The organism is Pseudoxanthomonas sp. YR558, from assembly GCF_900116385.1.
In the GTDB taxonomy this organism is placed as follows: domain Bacteria; phylum Pseudomonadota; class Gammaproteobacteria; order Xanthomonadales; family Xanthomonadaceae; genus Pseudoxanthomonas_A.
In genome coordinates this window covers 2092351-2115995 of the sequence record NZ_FPCI01000001.1, presented here as the reverse complement: position 1 = coordinate 2115995, position 23645 = coordinate 2092351, and the positions used below count along the sequence as shown (strand labels likewise).

The following is a 23645-nucleotide window of genomic DNA, read 5'->3' as shown; positions in this document are numbered from 1 at the left end:
TTCTTTTCGGGTCTTCAGTACGGCAGGCCGACGACGTCCAGATCGATCGACCACAAGCTCGCCGCGCCGGTGAGGAAGAGGGTGCGGCGGTCGGCGCCGCCGAACGCGGCATTGGTGATGTTGGCGTCGACGCGGATCGTCGCCAGCACCTCGCCGGCTGGCGAGAACACGCGCACGCGTCGCTCGCCGTGCTCGGTGACGTAGACGTTGCCCAGGCAATCCACGGCCAGCCCGTCGCCGCCGGAGATGCGGGCCAGGTCGCGACCAGGACCGGGAGCGCCGTCGACCACCGGATACGCGCGCAGCACGTCGCCCTCCGCCGTGCCGCCGGCGACGTAGAGCGTGCCGCCGTCCGGCGACAACGCGATCCCGTTGGGATTGCGCAGCGTGTCGTCCACCACCGTGGTGGCGCCGTTGCGGTGGCGATACACGCGCGTCAGTGGCTGCCCGCCGGGCGCCGCCTTCCGCTGGTAGTCCGGGTCGGTGAAGTAGAGCGTGCCGTCGGCCGCCATCACCAGATCGTTGGGCGAGTTGAACGGCTCGTCGTCGAACGTCGAGACGAGCGCGGTGCGCGAACCGCCCCCGAGGTCCACGCGGGCGATCTGCTTGCGGTCGTGGGTCGCAGCGATGAGTACGCCTTCCTGATCGAGCGCCAGCCCATTGCTGCCGCTGTCCTCCAGCACCGTCTCCCACCGGTCCGGCGGCGTGAACCGCCGGATGCGCGAAGGGAACGTGCCGTTATGCACGAAGTCCGAGAGATAGAGCGCGCCGTCGCGCCACACCGGACCTTCGTAGAGGCGATCCTGCGCATCGCCCGGCGTCGCGATCGCCACGCGCGTGGCGGTCAGCTCGCCGCGCGGGGCGATGCCCGGGTCTGCGGGACACGCGGCATGCTGCGCCGATGCGTTTGTGGCAGTGGTCCCGCATAGCACGAGCAGGGCGAGGGTGAGGCGGTGCAGCGGCATGGCGATCCTCCGGTCAGGCAGGGTGCCAGCGTACCTCGATCCGGTTGCGGCCCTTATGTTTGGCGGCGTAAAGCGCCTCGTCGGCCAGCCGCATCAGCGTGTCGTACTGCGCGTGCCGGTCTGCGGTGAACGAGATGCCCAGGCTGACGGTGACGCGGAAAGACGCGCCGATCGGCGAGAACTCCAGTGCCATCACCTGTTGGCGGATGCGTTCGGCCAGCGCATGCGCCGTTTCCGCGTGTGTATCGCGCAAGACCAGCATGAACTCCTCGCCACCCAGGCGGGCGAACAGATCGTCGTTGCGGATGCAGCCGCGCACCACGTCGGAGAAGCGCTGCAGCACCAGGTCGCCCGCCTCGTGCCCATGATCGTCGTTGACCGCCTTGAAGTGGTCCAGGTCCAGCGCGATCACCGCAAGCCCGTGTTCGGCAGCGTGCCAGGCGCCGCGCGCTTCCAGTTCGTTGTCCAGGCCGCGGCGGTTCAATGCGCCGGTCAGCGGGTCGAACAGCGCGCCGCGCCGCAAGGGTTCGGCGGCACGGAAGCTGGCCAGCATCAGCATGCAGAAGTTGAGCAGGTACCAGATCGAGAGATCCAGATTCACCCAGATCGGGTTGGGTCCGTACGTTCCGGTCAATGCGGCCAGCAGGTCGCTGCCGTAGAGCCACAGCAGCATCAGGCTGCCGGCGATCATCAGGCGTGCGGGCACGTGGTCGGGTGCGCGGCGCAGCACCAGCAGGTGCCAGATCATCACGACGAGCACGATCACCTCGGTGGCGCTCATCGCCGCGCCCTGCGCATCCACCGTACCGCTCAGCACCCAGCCGGCCAGCGAGAAGCCGATACAGACCGGCAGCAGGGCGCGTTCCCACAACGCGAGCGGCCGCTGCTGCACGAACTGAATGATCGACCAGGCCAGTCCGACCAGGCCGGCGCAGGCCAGCAAACCGCCGACGCCGGCCGTCCAATGCGCGAGCGTGTCGTTGCCCGCGAGCACGAGTTCCTGCGCGGTGCCGTCGAGCATCGCGGCGCCCAACGAATAGAGGAAGTGCGCCACGCCCCAGGTGGCGATGCCGCGCACGCCGCGCGAAACGCGCCCTACGTACAGGAAAAGCGCCAGCAGCACGGCCGCCAGCGCACAGTCGGTCAACAGCAGGTTGTAGAAATCGGTCGTCATGCAGTAGGGCCGTGATGGCCGTGGAGCTCCCTGTCTCCGACTAAACGCAGGATCCGCCCTCAACCGGCAGCGTGCCACCGCCGATGCCGATCCGTGTGGAGTGAAGGTTCACGAAGGCGTTGGCGCAGGCACAGCTTCGCCGCACCGGTACTCATCATTCAGTGCGGTTGGTCATGGCGCGAAAAAAAAGCCCCGCCGGAGCGGGGCTTGGGAAGCAGCGACGGGCCCGCCCGCGGACGGATCAGTCGCCCAGGGTCAACAGCGAGGCGTTGCCGCCGGCCGCCGTGGTGTTGACCGTCACCGTCTTCTCGGTCGCAAAACGCGGCAGGTAGTGCGGACCGCCCGCCTTGGGACCGGTGCCGGACAGGCCTTGTCCGCCGAACGGCTGCACGCCGACGACGGCCCCGATCTGGTTGCGGTTGACGTAGACGTTGCCGACCTTCACCCGCGCGGCGATGCGATCGATGGTCTCGTCGATGCGCGAATGTACGCCCAGCGTCAGGCCGTAGCCGGTGGCGTTGATCGCATCGATCACCCCATCCAGCTGGTCGGCCTTCCAGCGAACGACGTGCAGCGCCGGACCGAAGACTTCCTTGTGCAGCTGGTCGAGGGACTTCAGCTCCCATGCGCGCGGCGCGAAGAACGTACCGTGGGCGGTGTCGTCGCCCGCGTTGGCCTGCTTGATCAGGCGAGCTTCCTTCGCCATGCGGACGGCGTGATCGTCGAGGATCTTCAGCGCGTCGGCATCGATCACCGGGCCGACGTCGGTCGACAGCAGGCCCGGGTCGCCGATCTTCAACTCGTCCATCGCGCCGGCGAGCATCGTCATCACCTTGTCGGCGATGTCGTCCTGCACGAACAGCACGCGCGCGGCCGAGCAGCGCTGGCCGGCGGAGGTGAAGGCCGAGCCCATCGCGTCCTTCACCAATTGTTCCGGCAACGCGGAGGAGTCAGCGATGAAAGCGTTCTGGCCGCCGGTCTCGGCGATCAGGGTGGCGATCGGGCCGGCGTCGCGGCCGGCGAGCGCACGGTTGATCGCACGCGCGGTCTCGGTGGAGCCGGTGAACGCGACACCGGCCACGCGCGGATCCTTGGTCAGCGCAGCACCGACGTTGGCGCCGTCGCCGGGCAGGAACTGCAGCACCGCCTCGGGAATACCCGCTTCGTGCAGCAACTTCACCGCCGCGTGGCCGATCAGGTTGGTCTGCTCGGCCGGCTTGGCGATCACGCTGTTGCCGGCGGCGAGCGCGGCGCTGACCTGGCCCAGGAAGATCGCCAGCGGGAAGTTCCACGGGCTGATGCAGACGAACACGCCACGGCCCTGCAGCTGCAGCTGGTTGGATTCGCCGGTCGGTCCGGGCAGGTGTTCGGGCGCGCCGAACTGCGTGCGCGCCTGAGCGGCGTAGTAGCGCAGAAAGTCGACCGCTTCGCGCACCTCGGCGACGCCGTCGGGAATGGTCTTGCCGGCTTCCTTCACGCACAGCGCGATGTAGTCGGGCAGACGCTGTTCCAGCAGGTGGGCGGCGTGCTCGAGGATAGCGGCGCGGCTGGCAGCCGGCGTGCGGTCCCAGGCGGGCTGCGCGGCGACGGCATTGGCCAATGCCTTCTCGACGGCGGCGCTGTCGGCCGGCTGCCATTCGCCGACGATCTGGCGGCGGTCGGCGGGATTGGTCACCGGCAGCGCGGTGCTGGTCACGACGGCGCCCGGCACCAGCGGCGCGGCGCGCCATGGCTTCACCGACGCATTGATGCGCTCGACCAGCGCGCGCAGGTCGTTGTCGTTGGCGAGGTTGGCGCCCATGGAGTTGTTCCTGTCAGAAGAGGCGATGGGAGCCGGTTGGCTCCGGAAAAGATCGACCGGCAGCGGGATGCGCGGGTGCGGGATGGAATCGAATTCGGACACCGTCTGCACCGGGTCGCGCACGAGGTCCTCGATGGCGACGTTCTCGTCGGTGATGCGGTTGACGAAGCTGCTGTTGGCGCCGTTCTCGAGCAGGCGGCGCACGAGGTACGGCAGCAGGTCCTCGTGCGAGCCGACCGGCGCGTAGACGCGGCACGGCGTGTCCAGGCGGTGCTTCGGCACCACTTCGGCGTACAGGTCGTCGCCCATGCCATGCAGCTTCTGGTGCTCGTACGGCCGGCCCTGCGCGATCGAGCGGATCGCGGCGATCGTCTGCGCGTTGTGGGTGGCGAACATCGGGTACAGCGCGTCGCCGTGGTCGAGCATGCGACGCGCGTTGGCGAGGTAGGACACGTCGGTGTTCGGCTTGCGGGTGAACACCGGGTAGCCCGGATGGCCATCGATCTGCGCACGCTTGATCTCGGCATCCCAGTACGCACCCTTCACCAGGCGCACCGGCATGCGGCGACCGGCGCGGCGGGCGAGGTCGGCGAGGAAGTCGATCACGTACGGCGTGCGCTTCTGGTACGCCTGCACGGCCAGGCCGTAACCCTCCCAGCCGGCCAGCGAGGCGTCGGAGAACGTCGCCTCGATCAGGTCCAGCGACAGCTCCAGACGGTCGGCTTCCTCGGCATCGATGGTGAAGCCGATGCCGTACGACTTGGCCAGTTGTGCCAGTTCGAGGATCGCCGGTGCCAGCTCGCGCATCACCCGGGCGCGTTTGGCGTGTTCGTAGCGCGGGTGCAGTGCGGACAGCTTGATCGAGATGCTCGGTGCCGCCAGTACGTCGGCGAAGGGTCCGGTGCGGCCGATCGCATGGATCGCCTGGCGGTACGCCTCGAGGTAGCGGGCGGCGTCCTTCGTGGTCAGTGCGCCCTCGCCCAGCATGTCGAACGAATAGCGGTAGTCGGCGTTGTCGCCCTTGCGACTGCGCGACAGCGCTTCGTCGATGGTGCGGCCCATGACGAACTGATGCCCCATGATCCGCATGGCCTGGCGCACCGCCAGCCGGATGACCGGCTCGCCCACGCGGCCGACCAGGCGTTTGAACGCGCCCGGCACGTCGGCGCGGGTCAGGTCGTTCAGGTTGACCAGCTTGCCGGTCAGCATCAGGCCCCAGGTGGAGGCGTTCACCAGCACCGAGTCGCTCTGGCCCAGGTGCTTTTCCCAGTCGGCGTCGCCCAGCTTGTCGCGGATCAGCTTGTCGGCGGTCTCCTGGTCCGGAATGCGCAGCAGCGCTTCGGCCACGCACATCAGCAGCACGCCTTCCTCGCTGCCGAGGTCGTACTGGCGCATGAAGGCCTCGATCGCGCCTTGATCCTGGGCGCGGGCGCGGACCCGCTTCACCAGGTCCGCGGCCAGTTGCTGGGCCTGGGCCTGCTCGGCGGCCGGCAAGCGGGCCTGCTCCAGCAGCTCACGGACGTGTTCGGTCTCGTCGCGCAGCCAGGCGGCCGTGATCGCGGCCCGCAGAGCGGGCGGCGAGGCGGGGAGTTCGGGGGCGACGATGCCGCCGGTCGGCGGGGCGGCCGGCGAGGGGAGCGGTGACGGGGTCGACATGACGGCAGGGCAGTCCAAAGGCAGTCCACTAGTTTAGGGCCGCGCGCGCGGCCCGGATATGCCCGGCGTGCCCGTCCTCAACCTGCGTGCGCCCCGTAGTGACGCGGGTCGCGGAACGTCGCTTCCGACGCGCGGCGAGGCGCGCGCAACGGGGCCGGGTGCCTTGTCCTGGATCAATGAAACTTGCCGCAAAGTGTGTCGGGAGCTACCATTTAACGGTTTTCCGCAGCCTCAACCGTGTGGCGGACGACATGATCGAAGTGGTGCCGTCATCGTGGGACGGACACGGCGCGTGGCTCCGGCTACGGCCGCCGAGGGCGCTGTCGCGCCGCCAGTTCGTGATGTTGTTCGCGGCACTGTCGGGTGCGATGTGGATCGTCGCCATGCTGGGCTGGTGGGGAGGCAATGCCTTCGCGCCGGCCTTTGCATTGCTCCATTCGGCCATCGTGGCCACGGCGCTGCGCGCGCTGTGGCGCAGTGGCGAACGGAGCGAGGACATCCATATCGGGCCGGATGCCGTGGAGGTGAGTACCTCCCGGTCCGGGGCGGTGTTCCGGGCGCATCCCTACTGGGTACGCCTGAGCATCGAGCGGGAAGGCGAAAGGATTTCGCTGGCATCCAGCGGGAGGCAGGTCCAGGTCGGTGACTTCCTGGGGCCGGCCGAACGCCGGGAGCTGGCGGACACGTTGCAGGATTTACTGGCGGCCGCGAGTGGCCGCAACCGATGACGCATTGGGGTCTAGGCAATGACGCAAGTGAATGGGATGTGGAAGCGGTTGGTGACGGCGTGCTCGCTGCTGGCGATGCCGGCGCTGGCCTGGGCGCAGTCGGCCGACCCGAAGCCGTGGCAGCTGAACATGGGCAAAGGCGTCACCGCCTCGTCCCAGCACGCCTACGACGCGCACATGGTGGCGCTGTGGGTCTGCATCGTGATCGGCGTCATCGTGTTCGGCGCGATGGGCTATGCGATGTTCAAGTTCCGCAAGTCCAAGGGTGCGGTGGCCGCGCAGTTCAGCCACAACACCACCGCCGAGATCATCTGGACCGTCATCCCGGTGCTGATCCTGGTGGTCATGGCCTGGCCGGCGACCGCCAAGCTGATCGCCATGTACGACACCCGCAACGCCGAGATGACCGTCAAGGTCACCGGTTACCAGTGGATGTGGAAGTACGAGTACCTGGGTGAGGACGTCGCGTTCACCAGCCGCCTGGACCGTGAATCCGACCGCATCCGCCAGAGCGGCGAGAAGCCCGACCTGGCTAAGAACCCGCACTACCTGCTGGACGTCGACAACCAGCTGGTGCTGCCGACCGATACCAAGATCCGTTTCGTGATCACCGCCGATGACGTCATTCACGCCTGGTGGGTGCCCGCGCTGGGCTGGAAGCAGGACGCGATCCCCGGCATCGTCAACGAGGCCTGGACCGACATCAAGGAACCCGGCATCTACCGTGGCCAGTGCGCCGAGCTGTGCGGCAAGGACCATGGCTTCATGCCGATCGTGGTGAAGGCCGTGCCGAAGGCCGAGTTCGAGCAGTGGCTGGCCTCGAAGAAGCCCGCTCCGGCCGCCGAGCCCGCGCCCGTCGCCGCACCCGTGGAAGCCGCACCGGCCGACGCCGTGCCGGCCGCCGAGACCGCCCCCACCGCCGAGACCCCCGCGCCGTCGGCGCAGGGTTGATCGACCGTCCGAATTAGCTTCAAGAGAGTAAGCACATGGCCAACTCCGCCGTCGATCATCACGACGATCACCACGGTCACCAGCAGAGCTTCATCGAGCGGTGGTTCTTCTCCACGAACCACAAGGACATCGGTACTCTCTACCTGATCTTCAGCTTCATCATGTTCATCATCGGCGCAGGCATGTCGGTGGTGATCCGCGCCGAACTGATGGTGCCGGGCCTGCAGCTGGTCAGCCCCGAACTTTTCAACCAGATGACCACGGTGCACGCGCTGGTCATGATCTTCGGTGGCGTGATGCCGGCCTTCGTCGGCCTGGCCAACTGGATGATCCCGCTGCAGGTCGGCGCGCCGGACATGGCGCTGCCGCGCATGAACAACTGGTCCTTCTGGATCATGCCGTTCGCCTTCACCCTGCTGCTGGGCACGCTGTTCCTGCCGGGCGGCGCTCCGGCCGGTGGCTGGACGCTGTACCCGCCGCTGTCGCTGCAAGGCGGCGCGAACGTGGCGTTCACGATCTTCGCCATCCACATGATGGGCGTCAGCTCGATCATGGGCGCGATCAACATCATCGCCACCGTGCTGAACATGCGCGCCCCGGGCCTGGACCTGCTGAAGATGCCGATCTTCTGCTGGACCTGGCTGATCACCGCGTTCCTGCTGATCGCCGTGATGCCCGTGCTCGCCGGTGCCGTCACCATGCTGCTGACCGACAAGTTCTTCGGCACCAGCTTCTTTAACGCGGCCGGCGGCGGCGACCCGGTGATGTACCAGCACATCTTCTGGTTCTTCGGTCACCCCGAGGTCTACATCATGATCCTGCCGGCGTTCGGCGTGGTGTCGGAAATCATCCCGACCTTCAGCCGCAAGCCGCTGTTCGGCTACCAGGCCATGGTGTACGCGACCGCCTCGATCGCGTTCCTGTCGTTCATCGTGTGGGCGCACCACATGTTCACGGTGGGCATGCCGTTGGGCGGCGAGATCTACTTCATGTTCGCCACCATGCTGATCGCGATCCCGACCGGCGTGAAGGTGTTCAACTGGGTCAGCACGATGTGGAAGGGCTCGCTGTCCTTCGAAACGCCGATGCTGTGGGCCGTGGGCTTCGTGATCCTCTTCAGCATCGGCGGCTTCTCCGGCCTCATGCTGGCGATCGTGCCGGCGGACTTCCAGTACCACGACACCTACTTCGTGGTGGCGCACTTCCACTACGTGCTGGTGACCGGTGCGCTGTTCTCCATCATCGCGGCGACCTACTACTGGTGGCCGAAGTGGACCGGCCGCATGTACAACGAGTTCTGGGGCAAGTTCCATTTCTGGTGGACGATCGTGTTCGTCAACCTGCTGTTCTTCCCGCAGCACTTCCTAGGCCTGGCCGGCATGCCGCGCCGCATCCCGGACTACAACCCGGTGTTCGCGGACTGGAACCTGATCAGCTCGATCGGCGCGTTCGGCATGTTCGCCACGCCGTTCATGATGGCCGCGATCCTGTGGGCCTCGCTGCGCAACGGCAAGAAGGCCGAGGCGCGTGCGTGGGAAAACGCCAAGGGCCTGGAGTGGACCGTGCCGTCGCCGGCGCCGCACCACACCTTCACCGTTCCGCCGGTCATCAAGGATGGCGACCTGGCGCACGGCGACGTGACCCACTGAGATCGTTGAGCCGTACCGCATGAACGCCCCCGCGCTGACTCCCGAGGAACTCGCGCGCCGCCGCAAGGCGGTGCTGCGGACCGCGTGGGTGATTGGCGGGATCGCGCTCGCGATCTTCGTGGCGTTCATCGCCCGCGCGGTGCTCAGCGCATGACCGCCGCGAAGTCCAATTCGGCGGGGCTGTTCAAGCTGGTGGGCGTGGCCGTGGCCGTGTTCGTGCTGACCTTCTCGCTGGTGCCGCTGTACCGCATCGCCTGCGAGAAGGTGTTCGGCATCCGCCTGGAGCAGGGCCCGGGCCAGGCCGCGGCGGTCGCCGCCGCCAAGGCCAAGCGCACGGTCACCGTGCAGTTCGACGGCGGCGTGAACTCCAAGCTGCCGTGGGCTTTCCACCCCGAGCAGCTGACCATGCAGGTCGTGCCCGGCGAGCTGTACGAAGCCAAGTATTTCGCCCGCAACGACAGCGAGCGCCCGATCGTGGGCAGCGCGGTGCCGTCCGTGGCGCCGGCGCGCGCGTCGGGCTTCTTCACCAAGACCGAGTGTTTCTGCTTCACCGCCCAGACCCTGCAGGCCGGCGAAAGCCGCGACATGCCGGTCCGCTTCATCGTGGACCCGGACCTGCCGGCGGAAGTGAAGACGATCACCCTGTCGTATACCTTCTTCAAGAACGATGCACTGACCGCGCAGATCGGCACGGGCAACGCATCGCCCTCGCCGCTCGCGGCACCCTGATCACGCTTAGCAACCGGAAGCCACGCCATGGGACAAACCCATTCGCCAGACGCCAACATCTACTTCGTGCCGCACAGCTCCAAGTGGCCGTTCGTGGGTTCCATCGCCATGTTCGTCACCATGGTGGGCGTGGCCAACTGGCTCAATGATTCCGCCTGGGGCATGTGGGCGTTCTACGCCGGCGTCGTGATGCTGTGCGCCACGCTGTTCATGTGGTTCGGCGACGTGATCCGCGAGTCGGTCAGCGGCCACTACAACCGCCAGGTGGATGTGTCGTTCCGCATGGGCATGGTGTGGTTCATCTTCTCGGAAGTGATGTTCTTCGCGGCCTTCTTCGGCGCCCTGTTCTATGCCCGCACGCTCGCGTTGCCGTGGCTGGGTGGCGAAGGCGACGGCGTCATGACCAACAGCCTGCTGTGGGAAGGCTTCTCGGCCGCGTGGCCGAGCGCCGGCCCGGGCCAGGTCGGTGGCCAGTTCCAGACCATCCCGGCCTGGGGCCTGCCGCTGATCAATACGCTGATCCTGCTGACCTCGGGCGTGACCATCACCATCGCGCACCATGCGCTGAAGGCCGGCAACCGCAAGCAGTTGCTGATCTGGCTGGGCGCCACCGTGCTGCTGGGCTGCACGTTCCTGTTCTACCAGGCCGAAGAGTACGTCCACGCCTACAAAGAACTGAACCTGACGCTGGGCTCCGGCATCTACGGTTCGACGTTCTTCATGCTGACCGGCTTCCACGGCATGCACGTGACGCTGGGCACCATCATGCTGGCGATCATCTGGTTCCGTTGCGCGAAGGGTCACTTCAGCAAGGACAACCATTTCGGTTTCGAAGCCGTCGCGTGGTACTGGCACTTCGTGGACGTGGTCTGGCTGGGCCTGTTCCTGTTCGTCTACGTGCTGTAAGCGCGGGCGAGCCGAACGAAGAAAGGGCCGGCATTGCCGGCCCTTTTTCTTTTCTTCTTGGTTGGCGCCGCCGGTGGCGCGCGGGACAATGCGTGCTCAGCCGGGATTGACGCCGTGCGGCTGGATCCAGCCCATCTTGATGGCCAGGATCACCAGCAGGATCAGTCCGACGGACAGGGCGATACGGCGGGTCAGCGCGTTGACCGTGCGCTTGCTGTCGCTCTTGTCCACCAGCATGTAGTACAGGCCCGCGCCGAGGTTCCACACGATGACGATGAGGAAGGCGATGATCAGCAGGGTTTTCAGCGAATCGTTCATGGCGTCCTCGAGAGGTGCCGCAGCGGTGAGGTACGCATTATCGCTCCGCCGCGGTGGGCCCGTGGTGGGTGCGACATTCGGACGCAGCCCGTGAGCCGGCGCATGCCGCTCCCGATCGGCTGGACCCTGGCCGTGCTGGCGATGTCGCTGTTCGGCAGCCTGGGCGCCTGGCAGCTGGGACGGGCGGACCAGAAGCACGCCATGCTGGCCGAAACCGCGCGCGTGCTGGCCGAGCGCCAGCCGCAGCCGCTGGCCATCGCCGCGGACGAGGGGCGCGCGGACCGCTACGACTGGACCGAGGGCGAGGGCCGCTTCGCGCCACGTCCCGCCATCCTGCTCGACAACCAGACCCGTGACCGCCAGGCCGGGGTGCGTGCGTACCGTGTCTTCCTGCCGGCGGGCGGCGGCGCACCGGTGTTGGTCGAACTGGGATGGCTGCCGATCCCGGGCGACCGCCGGATGCCGGAGATTCCGCTGCCACCGAACGACCTGCACGTCGCCGGCCTGCTGGTGCCGCCGCCTTCGGAAGGCATCGCCCACGCTGCGCCGAGCGCCCAACCCGACGGCAGCCTGCTGGTGATCGCGTTGCAGCGGGATGCATTGAAGGAGGCCCTGCGGCTGCCGGCGTTGGCACCGCGCGTGCTGAAGCTGGACCCGGACCGGCCGCTGGGCTACGCCCGCGACCTCGACATCCTGCCCAACACGTTGCCGCCGGAGCGCCACATCGGCTACGCCGTGCAGTGGTTCGGACTGGCCGCTGCCGTGTTCATCACCGCGCTGGTGCTGACCTGGCGGTCCCGGCGTGCCGCCCGGCAGGGGCATTGAGCGGCGTGGCGTGAGAAAATAACGGCATGGACTCCAATTCGTTCGATCCCGCCCAGCGGCGCCGCGGGCGCTGGATGCTGGTCGGCCTGTTCGCCCTGTTCTTCGGCACCGTGTTCGGCGCCGGCGTGCTGCGCTTCGCCGGCTGGCAGCCGGCCGGGCACAAGAACCATGGCCAGATGCTGCAGCCACCCGCCGACGCGCGCGCCATCGTGCCGGTGCTGGCCGACGGCAGCCGCTACGACTGGAACCCCGCCGAGCGCGGCTGGCGCATCGTCGTCGCACCTCCCGCCAGTTGCGCACAGGCGTGCCTGACGCTGGCGAACGACCTCGACAAGGTCTGGCAGTTGTTCGGCCACAACGCCGACGACGTCGACATTCTCTGGATCGGCGCGTATCCCGACGGCGCGCCGCGCCACTCGGCGCTGCGCGTTGTCCGCGCCGACGATCCGCTGCGCGCCGCGTTGCCGCAGGTGGACGATCCGGCCGGCGTGCCGGTCTACGTGATCGATCCGCACGGCTTCGTGATCCTGCGCTACGCGCCGGGCTTCGATCCCGGCCACCTGCGCACCGACGTTTCCAAGCTGCTCAAGCTGATCTGAGCCGCACGCACGCTCCCTGACCATGATGACTTCCAACGACCGTCCCGAGATCGCGCGCCCCGTGATCTACAGACACTTCCATCGCATCGCCTGGTTGGCGGTGGCACTGACGCTGTGCGTCGTCGTGTTCGGCGCCTTCGTGCGCCTGTCCGACGCCGGCCTGAGCTGCCCCGACTGGCCGACCTGCTACGGCCGCGCGGCATGGCCGAAGGCGGTCGATGAAGCGGCCTCGCACGTGGCCAGCGAGATCCGTCCGTTCGAAACCCACAAGGCATGGCGTGAACAGGTTCACCGCCATCTCGCCGCATCGCTCGGCGTGCTCGTGCTGGTGCTCGCGCTGCTGGCCGCGCGTCGCCGGCGCTGGGGCATCGCGCAGATCCTGGTGGCTGCAGGTCTCGTAGGTGCCGCGATTCCGTTGTACATGCATGGCGAACACGGCGCGGCATCCGCGCTGGCGATCCTGGGGGAAGCGATCCTGCTGTTCGCGGCCCTGCGCTGGTCAAACATCGATCTGGCGCGCGCGGCGACGCTGACGCTGGCGGTGATCATCTTCCAGGCGTTGCTCGGCATGTGGACGGTGACGTGGCTGTTGAAACCCATCGTCGTGATGGGCCACCTGCTCGGCGGCCTGACCACGTTCTCGCTGCTGGTATGGATGGCCTGGCGCGCCACCGATCGCCCGATCACCCTGGCGGACAGCACGGTGCTGCGCCGCTGGCTGATCGGCGGCCTGGTGCTGCTCGGCGTGCAGATCGCGCTGGGCGGTTGGGTGAGCGCCAACTACGCCGCGCTGGCCTGCGGCCTGGATTTCCCGAAGTGCGTCGGCCAGTGGGCGCCGCCGGCGGATTTCCGCGAAGGCTTCGTGCTGTGGCGCGGGATCGGGGTGGACTACGAAGGCGGCGTGCTCGATGGCGCCTCGCGCATCGCCATCCAGCTGACCCACCGCGTCATGGCGGTGATCGTCGCGCTCTATGTACTGGCGTTGGCACTGCGCCTGTTCCGCACGCCGGGCATGCGCAGCTGGTCGCTGACGCTGGCGGTGCTGGTGTGCGCGCAGGTCACGCTGGGCATCCTCAACGTGAAGCTCAACCTGCCGCTGCCGGTCGCGGTCGCACACAACGCCGGCGCGGTGCTGCTGTTGTTCACGATGGTGTCGCTGGTCGCCCGCCTGCGCAGGCCCGACTGACATGGCCTCCACTTACCGCCAGTACTGGGACCTGACCAAGCCGCGCGTGGTGGCGCTGATCGTGTTCACCGCGATCGTCGGCATGTTCCTTGCGATCGATGGTCTGCCCGATGGCGCGCAGCTACTGCGTGGGGCGCTCGGCTTCCTCGGCATCTGGTTGGCGGCTTCCAGCGCCGCGGCGATCAACCAGCTGTTGGACACGCGCATCGACGCCAAGATGGCGCGCACGTCGTGGCGCCCGCTGGTGCAGGGCCAGGTGAAGCCGTGGCAGGCACTGGTCTTCGCGCTGGTGCTGGCGGCGTTGTCGATGGCGATCCTCGTGCTGTGGGTCAACACGATCACGGCGATACTGACGTTCGCGTCGCTGATCGGTTACGCCGTGGTGTACACGGTGTTCCTGAAGCGCGCGACGCCGCAGAACATCGTCATCGGCGGCATCGCCGGCGCGGCGCCGCCGCTGCTGGGCTGGGCCACGATGACCGGCATGCAGGGCGAGTGGGACTGGCCGCATGCGCTGCTGCTGGTGCTGATCATCTTCGTATGGACACCACCGCACTTCTGGGCGCTGGCGATCTTCCGTCGCGAGGACTACGCGCGTGCGCTGGTGCCGATGCTGCCGGTGACGCACGGCGTGACGTACACGCGTTGGCAGATCCTGTTCTACACCGTGCTGCTGGTGGAAGTGACCGTGTTGCCGGTGGTGTTCGGCATGAGCGGTTTCTTCTACCTGGGTGGCGCGCTGGTGCTGGGTTCGGTGTTCCTCTGGTACGCGTGGCGCCTGTTGAACCCGCCCGACGAGTTCTTCGCCATGCGCGTGTTCAACTATTCCATCGTCTACCTGATGGCGCTGTTCGCGTTCCTGCTCGCCGACCACTGGGTGATGCCGCTGCTGCGGCCGGCGATGGTCTAACGCCTTATTTCGACTCCGTCGGGACAGGCGTGGCGAGCTGCTCCACCACCACCGGTTCCAGCGATTTCAGCCCGGCGGAACGACCCAGGGCCAGGGCTTCATCCGCGGACAGGCCATCCCGCTGCGCGGCGCCCAGCGCGAGCAACGCGCCGACACGATTGCCGGACGCACAATGCAGCAGTACTTCGCCCTCGCGGCCTTGCAGCAAGGCGTGCAGTGCCTGGGCCTTTTCCGCGTTGATGTCTTCTTTGCCGCTGATCGGCAGCGCAATGTAGCTCATGCCCAGCGCTTCGACTTCGCGCGCCTCGTCATAGCCGCGGTCTTCCTGCGGGCCGCGCAGGTCGATCACGGTACGCACGCCGTCGTCCTTGAGTCGCTTCAGCTCGTCGAGGGTCGGCTGCCCGCCGGTATGCAGGCCGGGACGTGGCTGGGTGAACTCGCCTGCCAGGGCGGTTGTGATGCATGCGCACAGCAGGAAAGCGGACAGCAAACGGACCAGACGGCTCATGCGACGCTCCTCTCAATGGCGACCGATGCGGGCCTGCAACAGGGTGCGCAGTTCGTACTTGTCGGCTTCGTCTAGCCCGACGTTGCGCTGCTTGGCCTGCAGTTCGTCCAGGCGCTGCTGCAGCATCTGCTTTTCCAGCTGCACCGCGGCGTCGAGCAGTTCGAGCCGCCAGCTTTCCTCGTCGCCGGGAAGATCCTGCATCGCCAGCTTCTGCAAAGCGGCTGCTTCATCCCGTTCGGCGAAATGCTCCAGCAACACACCGGTGGTGATATCGGGACGCGCGTGGACCAGCGCGATCAGTTCCAGCAGCAGGTCCATGCCGGGCAGGCGCAGTGCGGAGAAGCCATGCGTGGATTCGATCGCCAGCGCGAGCGCTGGCTTGTGCAGCAGGCGCACGATGATGTGACGGACAAGGCTGGGTTTCTGGCCCGGGCTCGTGGCAGGCGGGCGACGCGTTGGCGCGGTTGGTGCAGGACTGGCGGCGTTGCCAGCGCCCACGCCGGTCACCACGGTCAGCTGCTGCCGCATCAGGTCGCCGAAAGCGCCATCGGGAATCTGCGCCAGCAGCGGGCGCGCGCGCTCGGCCAGGCGGGCCTTGCCGTCGAGCGTGGAGAGTTTGATGTCCTTGCCCAGTTCCTGGAAAAAGAACTCCGACAATGGCATCGCCTGCTGCAGGCGCGCATCGAAGCCGGTCGCGCCTTCCTGCCGCACGATGGTGTCGGGATCCTCGCCATCGGGTAGGAACAGGAAGAACGCCTGGCGCCCGTCCTTCATGCGCGGCAACACCGATTCCAGTGCGCGCCACGCGGCACGCTGGCCCGCGGCGTCGCCGTCGAAGCAGAAGTACACGTCGGGCGCATTGCGGAACAGCAGCTCGGCGTGTTCCGGCGTGGTCGCCGTGCCCAGCGTGGCGACGGCTTCCTTCACACCGAACTGGAACAGCGAGACCACGTCCATGTAGCCCTCGACCACCACCAGGCGCGCGATCTTCTGGTTGGCCTGCTTCACCTGCCACAAGCCGTACAGTTCGCGGCCCTTGTGGAACAGCGCGGTCTCGGGCGAGTTGAGGTATTTGGGGCCGTCGTCCTTCTGGAGCACGCGACCGCCGAAGGCGATCACGCGGCCGCGCCGGTCGTGGATCGGGAACATCACCCGGTCGCGGAACTTGTCGTAGACGTGGCCGCGGTCGTTCTTCGAAAACAGACCGGCGCGATCGAGCAACTTCATCCGGCGCTCGTCGGTGCCCAGCGCATCCTTCAATGCCGAGTAGCCATCCGGTGCATAGCCGATCATGAACTGCGTGCGGATCGCCGCATCCACGCCGCGGCCGTCGAGATAGGACTTCGCCTTGTCGCTGCCCTCCAGATTGCGCTGGAAGAAGCGTGCGGCCGCTTCCAGCGCATTGAACAGGTCGCGGGTGTCGTTGTTCTCGTTGCGCTGCTGGGTCTCGCGCGGCACTTCCATGCCGTTGCGGCGCGCCAGCTCTTCCACCGCGTCGAGAAACTCTAGGCGGTCGTAGTTCATCAGGAACGACAGGGCCGTGCCGTGTGCGCCGCAGCCGAAGCAGTGGTAGAACTGCTTGGTCGGCGAGACCGTGAACGACGGCGAGCGCTCGTCGTGGAACGGGCAGCAGGCCGAGTATTCCTTGCCCTGGCGCTTCAGCGGGACGCGCGCGCCCACCACCTCGACGATATCCGTCCGGGCGAGCAGTTCGTCGATGAAGGCGTCGGGGATGCGGGCCATGGGTCGCATAGGATGCCACGCCCGGCCGGGTCGCCGGGATCGCGCGCTACCATGCGGCCATGCCTGCGACGATGCCGTCCGACGAAGCCCTGCTGGCCCGCCTGCGCGAGGCCGTGGGCGCGGCGCACGTACTGACCGGCGCGCGGGCGACGCGCCGCTACCGCAAGGGCTACCGCTTCGGCGACGGCCCGGTGCTGGCCGTGGTGCGCCCCGGCACGTTGCTCGCGCTGTGGCGCGTGCTGGAAGCCGCCGTGCAGGCGGGCCGCATCGTCCTGATGCAGGCGGCGAATACGGGGCTCACCGGTGGCTCCACGCCGGATGGCGACGGCTACGACCGCGGCATCGTGCTGGTCAGCACGCAGCGGCTAGCCGGCGTGCAGGTGATCGACGGCGGCCGCCAGGTGGTCTGCCTGCCGGGCGCGACCTTGGACGTGCTGGAGAAGGCGCTTGCACCGCTGGGACGCGAGCCGCATTCGGTGATCGGCTCGTCGTGCATCGGTGCCTCCGTGTTGGGCGGTGTGTGCAACAACTCCGGCGGCGCGCTGGTGCGTCGCGGTCCGGCGTACACGGAACTGGCGCTGTATGCGCAGCGCGGCGGCGACGGCGTGCTGCGGCTGGTCAACCACCTGGGCATCGCGCTCGGCGACACGCCGGAAGACATCCTGACCCGCCTGCAGGCCGGCGACTATGCGCCGGCGGACGTGGTCCACGACGCCGCGCGCGCTGCATCCGACCCGCACTATGCGGCCCACGTGCGCCAGGTCGATGCGGGCACGCCGGCGCGCTACAACGCCGATACCGCACGCCTGCACGAGGCGTCCGGTTGCGCGGGCCGGTTGGCGGTGTTCGCGGTGCGGCTGGATACGTTCGAGAAAGACGACGCATCGGTCTTCTACATCGGCAGCAACGATCCCGACGATCTCACCGGCATTCGCCGGCACCTGCTGACGGCGTCCGAACGCCTGCCGATCTCCGGCGAGTACATCCACCGCGATGCCTTCGACATCGGCGACCGGTATGGCAAGGACACGTTCCTGCTGATCGACCGCTTCGGCACCGATCGCGTACCGGCGGCGTTCGCGCTGAAGAGCCGCATCGATGGCTGGTGCGAACGCGGGGGCCTGCGCGGCCTGACCGACCGCGTGCTGCAGACCATCTCCGGATGGCTGCCGGATCATCTTCCGCCGCGCCTGCGCGATTTCCGCGCGCGCTACGAACATCATCTCCTGCTCAAGGTGTCGGCACGGGACGCAGGCACCACGCACGATTTCCTCGACCGCTTCTTCGCCGACCGCGAAGGTTCGTTCTTCGCCTGCGATACCGACGAAGGGCGCAAAGCGTTCCTGCACCGCTTCGCCGTGGCCGGTGCCGCCGTGCGCTACCGCGAGGTGCATCGCACGGAGGTGGAGGACATCGTCGCGCTCGATGTCGCCCTTCGCCGCGACGACCGCGACTGGGTGGAAGCCCTGCCTGCCACGCTAGACGACACGATGGTCGCGCGTCTCTACTACGGGCACTTCTTCTGCCACGTGTTCCATCAGGACTACATCGTGCGGCGGGGAACGGATCCGCTTGCGGTGGAGCATGCGCTCTGGAAGTTGCTGGATGCGCGCGGCGCCGAGTATCCGGCCGAACACAACGTGGGCCATCTCTATCCGGCCAAGCCGGCGCTCGCGGCGTTCTATCGCACGCTGGACCCCACCAACACCTTCAATCCCGGCATCGGCCAGACCAGCAAGCGCGCCGACTGGGGAGAATGATGTTCAGGCCGCGGCCTGCGCCCTGGCCAACGTGCGGGCGCGTTGGCGTTCGTCGATCACCGCCGTGATCAGCGCACCGGCGAAGAACACCACGCTGGCGTAGTAGACCCACACAAGCAGCAGTACCAATGCACCCATCGAGCCATAAGCGCTGCCAGGCGCCGCTTCGGCCAGGTAGAAACCGATCAGGTACCGTCCGCCGGCGAACAGCAGGGCCGTGATCGCGCCGCCCAGGAAGGCGCGCGACCACGCCACGCGACGGTCCGGCAGGTAGTGGTAGAAGAAGGCGAATGCGAGCGCGTAAAGCAGTAGGGTGCTGCCGTAACCGAGCGCAGGCAGCAACGACGGCAGGCGTGCGAAGGCCACCTGCAGCGCCGTGGTGGCGATCATCGACACGATCAGCAGGAAGCCGATCGCCAGCACCACGCCCAGCGAGAACACCCGCTTCTTCAGCCACGCCACCAGTCCGTTCAGGCGCTGCGCGTCGGTGCGGAAGATCAGGTTCAACGCACCCTGCAACTGGGCGAACACGACGGTGGCGCCGACCAGCAACAGGCCGGTACTCCACAGGCCCGCTAGCGAACCGATGTCAGGGCGCGCGTCCGCGTTGCGGATCACCGTCTCGGCAACGGCGGCGGCATCGGGGCCTGCGAGTTGGGCGATCTGGTCCAGCAGCGACTGTTGCGCAGGCGGGTAGAGCGAGGCGGTCAGCCATAGCAGCAGAATCAGCAACGGCGCCAGCGACAGCAGCGCGTAGAACGAGAGCGATGCGGCCTGCGTCATCAGGTCGGTGTCGATGAAGCGGCGCAGCAACGCCACCGGCAGGCTGCGCTCGGCGCGCGCACCGAGGTGCTGCAGGTGTTTCCGGATTGCGGGCAGGCGGGCAGGCGTGTGCATGGGCCGAGGGTGGCCCGTGGCGTGTCAGCGCTTCGTTAGCGCGGCGTGGTGAGGACGTTTACGCGGATGCGTCGGCCAACGCGCGCAAGGCGTCGCCGCTGACGCGCTGCACGGTCCATTCGTCCATGCCGGTGGCGCCCAGGCGGCGGTAGAAGTCGATGGCGGGCGTGTTCCAGTCCAGCACCGACCATTCGAAGCGCCCGCATCCGCGTTCCAGCGCAAGCCGCGCCAGGTGCACCATCAGCCGCTTGCCCAGCCCGAGGCTGCGATAACGGGGATAGACGAAGAGATCTTCCAGGTACAGCCCCGGCTGCCCAAGGAACGTCGAGAAGCTGTGGAAGAACAAGGCGAAGCCGGCCGGCATGCCGTCGGCCTCGGCGATGACGACTTCCGCGGCAGGCCGCGCGCCGAACAGGTGCGCTTCCAGCAGCGCCGGCGTGGCGACGGCCTCGTGGGCGAGCTTTTCGTACTCGGCCAGGCCGCGGATGAAATCGAGGATCTGCGGGATGTCGGCGCGGGTGGCCGAGCGCAGGGTGATCGAGGGGGTCTCCATGGCGTCAGGATGCCATGGAGACGTCCCCGGGGCGGTCTGGCTCAGCCCGCCAGCTTTTTCTTGATCAACGCGGAGACCTGTCCCATGTCGGCTTGGCCGGCGAGGCGCGGCTTCAGCACGCCCATCAGCTTGCCCATGTCGGCCGGGCCGGGTGCGCCGCCGCTTTCAAGGGTGATGCTGGCGACGGCCGCTTCGATGGCGGCCAGGATCTCGGCTTCACCCAGCTTGGCCGGCAGGTAGGTATCGATCACGACGAGCTCGGCGCGCTCGATGGCGGCCAGATCCTCGCGGTTGGCGGCTTCGAACTGGCTGACCGAGTCCTTGCGCTGCTTGACCATCTTTTCCAGCACGGCCAGCACGGCGGCGTCATCCAGCTCGATACGCTCGTCCACTTCGCGCTGCTTGATGGCGGCATTGATCAGGCGGATGACCGCCAGGCGGTCCTTCTCGCCGGCCTTCATCGCGGCCTTCATGTCATCGGTGAGCTGCTGTTTCAGGGACATGGTGTGCTCCGGGGGAACGGGGAGGGCGTGGCACGGCAACCGTGGGACGCCAAAAACACAAAAAGCCGGCGACGCTCGCGCGTGCCGGCTTCTTGCGAAGCGACGCGGCTCAGTACAGGCGCTGGCGCTTGGTGACGTCGCGCGAGCTGCGACGCAGCTGACGCTTCACCGCAGCAGCGGCCTTGCGCTTGCGTTCCTGGGTCGGCTTCTCGTAGAACTCGCGCTTGCGGGTTTCGGCCAGGACGCCGGCCTTTTCGCAGGTGCGCTTGAAGCGACGCAGCGCAAACTCAAACGGCTCGTTTTCGCGGACTTTGACGCTGGGCATACGTAATCTCGGTGGTCTAAACGGCCCGGGCACGCCGGGTGAGCCGCGTATTATAGCGACAGGAGCCGTCGCTGCAACCCACCCCGGCCAGCCGCCAGGCTTGCCCCTCCCCCTCCCGGACCCCACATCGTTCCCATGAAAGTCCTCGGCATCGAAACCAGCTGCGACGAAACCGGCGTGGCCGTCTACGACACCGGCCTGTCCGGCGCCGCCGGCCTGCGGGCCCATGCGGTCTACAGCCAGATCGCGCTGCATGCCGAATACGGCGGCGTGGTGCCGGAATTGGCCAGCCGCGATCACGTGCGCAAGCTCCTGCCGCTGATCCGGCAGACCCTGGCCGAGGCGGGGCTGGAGACCGGGGACCTGGAGGGCGTGGCCTACACGGCCGGCCCGGGGCTGGTCGGCGCCCTGCTGGTGGGCGCCGGTGTGGCCCGGTCGCTGGCGTGGGCGCTGGACGTGCCGGCCGTGGCGGTCCATCACATGGAAGGCCACCTGCTGGCCCCGCTGATGGAAGACAACCCGCCCGAGCCGCCGTTCGTGGCCTTGCTGGTCTCCGGCGGACACACCCAGCTGGTGGCCGTGGACGCCATCGGCCGCTACCGCCTGCTCGGCGAAACCCTGGACGACGCGGCGGGCGAGGCCTTCGACAAGACCGCCAAGATGATGGGCCTGCCGTACCCCGGCGGCCCCCAGTTGGCCGCGTTGGCCGAGCAGGGCACACCCGGCCGGTTCAGGTTCGCCCGGCCGATGACCGACCGTCCCGGGCTGGACTTCAGTTTCTCCGGCCTGAAGACGCAAGTGTTGCTGGCCTGGCGCGACAGCGACCAGGCGGCGCAGACGCGCGCCGACATCGCGCGCGGGTTCGAGGATGCCGTGGTCGATACGCTGGCGATCAAGTGCGAGCGCGCGCTGGACGCGGCGGGCAGCGACATCATCGTCGTCGCCGGCGGCGTGGGCGCCAACAAGCGGCTGCGCGCGAAGTTGCAGGAAATCGCCGCCAAGCGCGGCGGCCGTGCATGCTTCCCGCGTCCTTCGCTGTGCACCGACAACGGCGCGATGATCGCCTTCGCCGGCGCGCTGCGGCTCGAGGCGGGCCAGCACGAAACGCCGGAGCTGAAGGTCACGCCGCGCTGGGATATGGCCACGTTGCCGCAGGTGACCGCACGCGCGGGATGACGGAGCTGTCGCGGTTTGCCGTTACCATGCGCGCATTCCGTCATCTGTAGCCTGTCATGGACATCGTTTTCATCGAAGACCTGCGCATCGAGACCGTCATCGGCATCTACGACTGGGAGCGCGGCATCCGTCAGACCGTGGCGCTGGACGTGGAAATGGCCTTCGACAACCGCGTGCCGGCCGCCAGCGACGACATCGCGCACACGCTGGACTACAAGGCCGTGTCCAAGCGACTGATCTCGTTCGTCGAAGAAGCGAACTTCGGGCTGGTCGAGACGCTGGCCGAACGCTGCGCCGGCATCATCCGCGACGAGTTCGGCGTGGCCTGGGTGCGGCTCAAGCTCAGCAAGCCCGGTGCGGTCACCGGCGCACGCAACGTCGGCGTGCAGATCGAACGCGGCACGCGGCCGGACTGACCGTGGGTCTCGCTTACCTCAGCCTGGGCAGCAATGTGGCGCCCGAACACCACCTGCGGGTCGCCATCGATGCTTTGCGCGCGCGGTTCGGTGACGTGCGCCTGTCGCCGGTGTATCGCACGCGCTCGGTGGGTTTCGACGGTACGGATTTCCTCAATGCCGCTGCGGTGATCGACAGCGACCTCGATCCGTTCGCGCTGAACGACTGGCTGCATGCGCTCGAGGATGCGCACGGCCGCGATCGCAGTGGGCCACGCTTCTCCGACCGTACGCTGGATATCGACATCGTCTTCTACGACGACCTGGTGCTGCAGGGCCCGGGCAATCTGCGCCTGCCGCGCGATGAACTGAAGCATGCGTTCGTGCTGCTGCCGTTGGCGGACATCGCGCCCGACAAGGTCGATCCGCGCAGCGGCATGACGTTGCAGGCTTTGTGGGAAGCGCATCCCGATCGTATGTCGCCGCCCGAACCGGTGATGATCGACGCCGCCTGACGCCTCAACCCAGGGCGCGGCCGCCATCCACGTGGAGGGTTTGCCCGGTCACGTAGCTGGCCGCGTCGCTCAGCAGCCAGGCGACCGTCGCGGCGATGTCGGCGGGTTCGCCGATTCGGCCCAGCGGCGTCTGCGCGAGCAGCTTCTCCTGCAGCGCCGGGTCGATACCGCCATCGGGCCACAGGATCGCGCCGGGCGAGACCGCATTCGCGCGCACGTCGGGTCCCAATGAAACGGCGAGTCCGCGCGTGATCGCGAGCAGTGCGGCCTTCGAAGCGGCGTAGACCGCCAGGTCCGCGCGCGGACGCTCGGCATAGATGTCGGCGATGTTGACGATGGCGCCGCGCGCCGCCTTCAAGTGCGGCGCCGCCGCCTGCGCGAGGAAGAACGGTGCGCGCGCATTCACCGCGAACAGTTCGTCCCACTGCGCCGGCGTGGCCATGCCGGCGGGCGTCGGATAGAACGCCGATGCATTGTTGACCAAGGCATCGAGGCGGCCGTAGTGGCCCACCGTCCTTGCGACGAGCTCGGGCAAGCGATCGAAGTCGGCCAGCTCGGCCTGCAGTGCCAGCGTGCTGCCGGGACGGGCCGACTCCAGTTCGTCCACCAGCGCCTGCATGTCCGTGGACGACGCGCGGTAATGCAGCGCCAGGTCGTGGCCGTCGACATGCAGGCGGCGCGCGATCGCCGCGCCGACACGGCGGGCGGCACCGGTGATCAGGACGACGCGACGCGTGGCGGACATGGCGGGCTCCCGTGCAGAGACCGACATTGTCCCTGCTTTGCACCGGAATGGCGCAAAGCGATGCCGATGGATGTGAGTCGAGCATGTCGCCGCGCGAATGCTTGACGGCGCGCACACCGACCGTGCAT

General features: G+C 67.7%; 25 protein-coding genes. 14 read left to right on the top strand and 11 right to left on the bottom strand.

Annotation, left to right across the window (positions count from 1 at the left end; genetic code table 11):
• Positions 1-14: 14 nt before the first annotated feature.
• The 3 genes from BM365_RS09880 to putA all read right to left on the bottom strand — a co-directional run bounded on the left by BM365_RS09880 (position 15) and on the right by putA (position 5596).
• Positions 15-965, bottom strand: coding sequence for an SMP-30/gluconolactonase/LRE family protein (locus BM365_RS09880; RefSeq protein ID WP_093488738.1), 951 nt, complete (start codon positions 963-965; stop codon positions 15-17).
• A gap of 13 nt (positions 966-978) precedes the next feature.
• On the bottom strand, positions 979-2139 hold the full coding sequence (locus BM365_RS09875; RefSeq protein ID WP_093488736.1) for a GGDEF domain-containing protein: 1161 nt from the start codon (positions 2137-2139) through the stop codon (positions 979-981).
• Positions 2140-2380: 241 nt separating this feature from the next.
• Positions 2381-5596 carry a bifunctional proline dehydrogenase/L-glutamate gamma-semialdehyde dehydrogenase PutA gene (gene putA, locus BM365_RS09870; protein ID WP_093488734.1) on the bottom strand — a complete coding sequence of 1072 codons (3216 nt, stop codon included), beginning with the start codon at positions 5594-5596 and terminating at the stop codon, positions 2381-2383.
• Positions 5597-5847: 251 nt separating this feature from the next.
• On the opposite strand from putA, the gene BM365_RS09865 reads away from it, so the two are divergent.
• From BM365_RS09865 to BM365_RS09845, 6 genes are read left to right on the top strand one after another with little or no spacing between them, the layout of a single operon-like run.
• Positions 5848-6324: a DUF2244 domain-containing protein gene (locus tag BM365_RS09865; RefSeq protein WP_093489641.1), complete on the top strand. Its 477-nt coding sequence runs from the start codon at positions 5848-5850 to the stop codon at positions 6322-6324.
• 18 nt (positions 6325-6342) lie between these two features.
• Positions 6343-7275, top strand: coding sequence for a cytochrome c oxidase subunit II (gene coxB, locus BM365_RS09860; protein WP_093488732.1), 933 nt, complete (start codon positions 6343-6345; stop codon positions 7273-7275).
• A 35-nt stretch (positions 7276-7310) separates the two neighbouring features.
• Positions 7311-8924: a cytochrome c oxidase subunit I gene (gene ctaD / locus BM365_RS09855; protein ID WP_093488730.1), complete on the top strand. Its 1614-nt coding sequence runs from the start codon at positions 7311-7313 to the stop codon at positions 8922-8924.
• 19 nt (positions 8925-8943) lie between these two features.
• The gene (locus BM365_RS18255; protein ID WP_255412347.1) at positions 8944-9078 is read left to right on the top strand and encodes a hypothetical protein; all 135 of its coding nucleotides are present in this window, start codon (positions 8944-8946) and stop codon (positions 9076-9078) included.
• On the top strand, positions 9075-9653 hold the full coding sequence (locus BM365_RS09850) for a cytochrome c oxidase assembly protein (RefSeq protein WP_093488728.1): 579 nt from the start codon (positions 9075-9077) through the stop codon (positions 9651-9653). Before BM365_RS18255 ends, BM365_RS09850 begins: the two co-directional genes overlap by 4 nt.
• A gap of 27 nt (positions 9654-9680) precedes the next feature.
• Positions 9681-10559 carry a cytochrome c oxidase subunit 3 gene (locus BM365_RS09845; protein ID WP_093488726.1) on the top strand — a complete coding sequence of 293 codons (879 nt, stop codon included), beginning with the start codon at positions 9681-9683 and terminating at the stop codon, positions 10557-10559.
• Between the two features lie 96 nt (positions 10560-10655).
• Here the strand turns inward: BM365_RS09845 and BM365_RS09840 are convergent, their stop codons facing one another.
• Positions 10656-10877, bottom strand: a complete 222-nt coding sequence (locus tag BM365_RS09840) for a twin transmembrane helix small protein (protein WP_093488724.1) — start codon at positions 10875-10877, stop codon at positions 10656-10658.
• Positions 10878-10979: 102 nt separating this feature from the next.
• On the opposite strand from BM365_RS09840, the gene BM365_RS09835 reads away from it, so the two are divergent.
• Genes BM365_RS09835 through cyoE form a run of 4 tightly spaced genes read left to right on the top strand, consistent with a single transcriptional unit; the run spans position 10980 to position 14397 of the window.
• Entirely contained in the window at positions 10980-11702 is a 723-nt protein-coding gene (locus BM365_RS09835; RefSeq protein WP_093488722.1) for an SURF1 family protein, read from the top strand.
• Positions 11703-11728: 26 nt separating this feature from the next.
• Positions 11729-12301 (top strand): hypothetical protein, encoded by a 573-nt coding sequence (locus tag BM365_RS09830; protein WP_093488720.1) that lies wholly within the window; start codon positions 11729-11731, stop codon positions 12299-12301.
• Positions 12302-12323: 22 nt separating this feature from the next.
• On the top strand, positions 12324-13487 hold the full coding sequence (locus tag BM365_RS09825) for a COX15/CtaA family protein (protein ID WP_093488718.1): 1164 nt from the start codon (positions 12324-12326) through the stop codon (positions 13485-13487).
• A gap of 1 nt (position 13488) precedes the next feature.
• Complete coding sequence (cyoE, locus tag BM365_RS09820; protein WP_093488716.1) at positions 13489-14397, top strand: heme o synthase; 909 nt, start codon at positions 13489-13491, stop codon at positions 14395-14397.
• A 4-nt stretch (positions 14398-14401) separates the two neighbouring features.
• On the opposite strand, the gene BM365_RS09815 is transcribed toward cyoE, so the two are convergent.
• Both BM365_RS09815 and dnaG read right to left on the bottom strand, forming a co-directional pair.
• A complete protein-coding gene (locus BM365_RS09815; protein ID WP_093488714.1) occupies positions 14402-14905 on the bottom strand; it encodes a protein tyrosine phosphatase family protein in 504 nt (167 codons plus the stop codon).
• Positions 14906-14917: 12 nt separating this feature from the next.
• Positions 14918-16648: a DNA primase gene (gene dnaG, locus BM365_RS09810; protein ID WP_093488712.1), complete on the bottom strand. Its 1731-nt coding sequence runs from the start codon at positions 16646-16648 to the stop codon at positions 14918-14920.
• Positions 16649-16719: 71 nt separating this feature from the next.
• Between dnaG and dld the strand changes: the two genes are divergently transcribed.
• Positions 16720-18408, top strand: a complete 1689-nt coding sequence (dld, locus tag BM365_RS09805) for a D-lactate dehydrogenase (RefSeq protein ID WP_093489639.1) — start codon at positions 16720-16722, stop codon at positions 18406-18408.
• A gap of 3 nt (positions 18409-18411) precedes the next feature.
• Here dld and BM365_RS09800 read toward each other — a convergent pair whose 3' ends face one another.
• The 4 genes from BM365_RS09800 to rpsU all read right to left on the bottom strand — a co-directional run bounded on the left by BM365_RS09800 (position 18412) and on the right by rpsU (position 20686).
• Complete coding sequence (locus BM365_RS09800; protein WP_093488710.1) at positions 18412-19305, bottom strand: YihY/virulence factor BrkB family protein; 894 nt, start codon at positions 19303-19305, stop codon at positions 18412-18414.
• Positions 19306-19363: 58 nt separating this feature from the next.
• Positions 19364-19858 carry a GNAT family N-acetyltransferase gene (locus tag BM365_RS09795; protein ID WP_093488708.1) on the bottom strand — a complete coding sequence of 165 codons (495 nt, stop codon included), beginning with the start codon at positions 19856-19858 and terminating at the stop codon, positions 19364-19366.
• Between the two features lie 41 nt (positions 19859-19899).
• Complete coding sequence (locus BM365_RS09790; RefSeq protein WP_093488706.1) at positions 19900-20361, bottom strand: GatB/YqeY domain-containing protein; 462 nt, start codon at positions 20359-20361, stop codon at positions 19900-19902.
• Between the two features lie 109 nt (positions 20362-20470).
• Positions 20471-20686: a 30S ribosomal protein S21 gene (gene rpsU, locus BM365_RS09785; protein WP_002808376.1), complete on the bottom strand. Its 216-nt coding sequence runs from the start codon at positions 20684-20686 to the stop codon at positions 20471-20473.
• Between the two features lie 135 nt (positions 20687-20821).
• Here rpsU and tsaD point away from each other — a divergent pair, with 135 nt between their 5' ends.
• From tsaD to folK, 3 genes are read left to right on the top strand one after another with little or no spacing between them, the layout of a single operon-like run.
• Entirely contained in the window at positions 20822-21862 is a 1041-nt protein-coding gene (gene tsaD / locus BM365_RS09780; RefSeq protein ID WP_093488704.1) for a tRNA (adenosine(37)-N6)-threonylcarbamoyltransferase complex transferase subunit TsaD, read from the top strand.
• Between the two features lie 56 nt (positions 21863-21918).
• On the top strand, positions 21919-22278 hold the full coding sequence (gene folB / locus BM365_RS09775) for a dihydroneopterin aldolase (RefSeq protein WP_093488702.1): 360 nt from the start codon (positions 21919-21921) through the stop codon (positions 22276-22278).
• Between the two features lie 2 nt (positions 22279-22280).
• Positions 22281-22772: a 2-amino-4-hydroxy-6-hydroxymethyldihydropteridine diphosphokinase gene (gene folK, locus BM365_RS09770; protein ID WP_093488700.1), complete on the top strand. Its 492-nt coding sequence runs from the start codon at positions 22281-22283 to the stop codon at positions 22770-22772.
• Between the two features lie 4 nt (positions 22773-22776).
• Here the strand turns inward: folK and BM365_RS09765 are convergent, their stop codons facing one another.
• Positions 22777-23517: a pteridine reductase gene (locus BM365_RS09765; RefSeq protein WP_093488698.1), complete on the bottom strand. Its 741-nt coding sequence runs from the start codon at positions 23515-23517 to the stop codon at positions 22777-22779.
• Positions 23518-23645 lie beyond the last annotated feature (128 nt).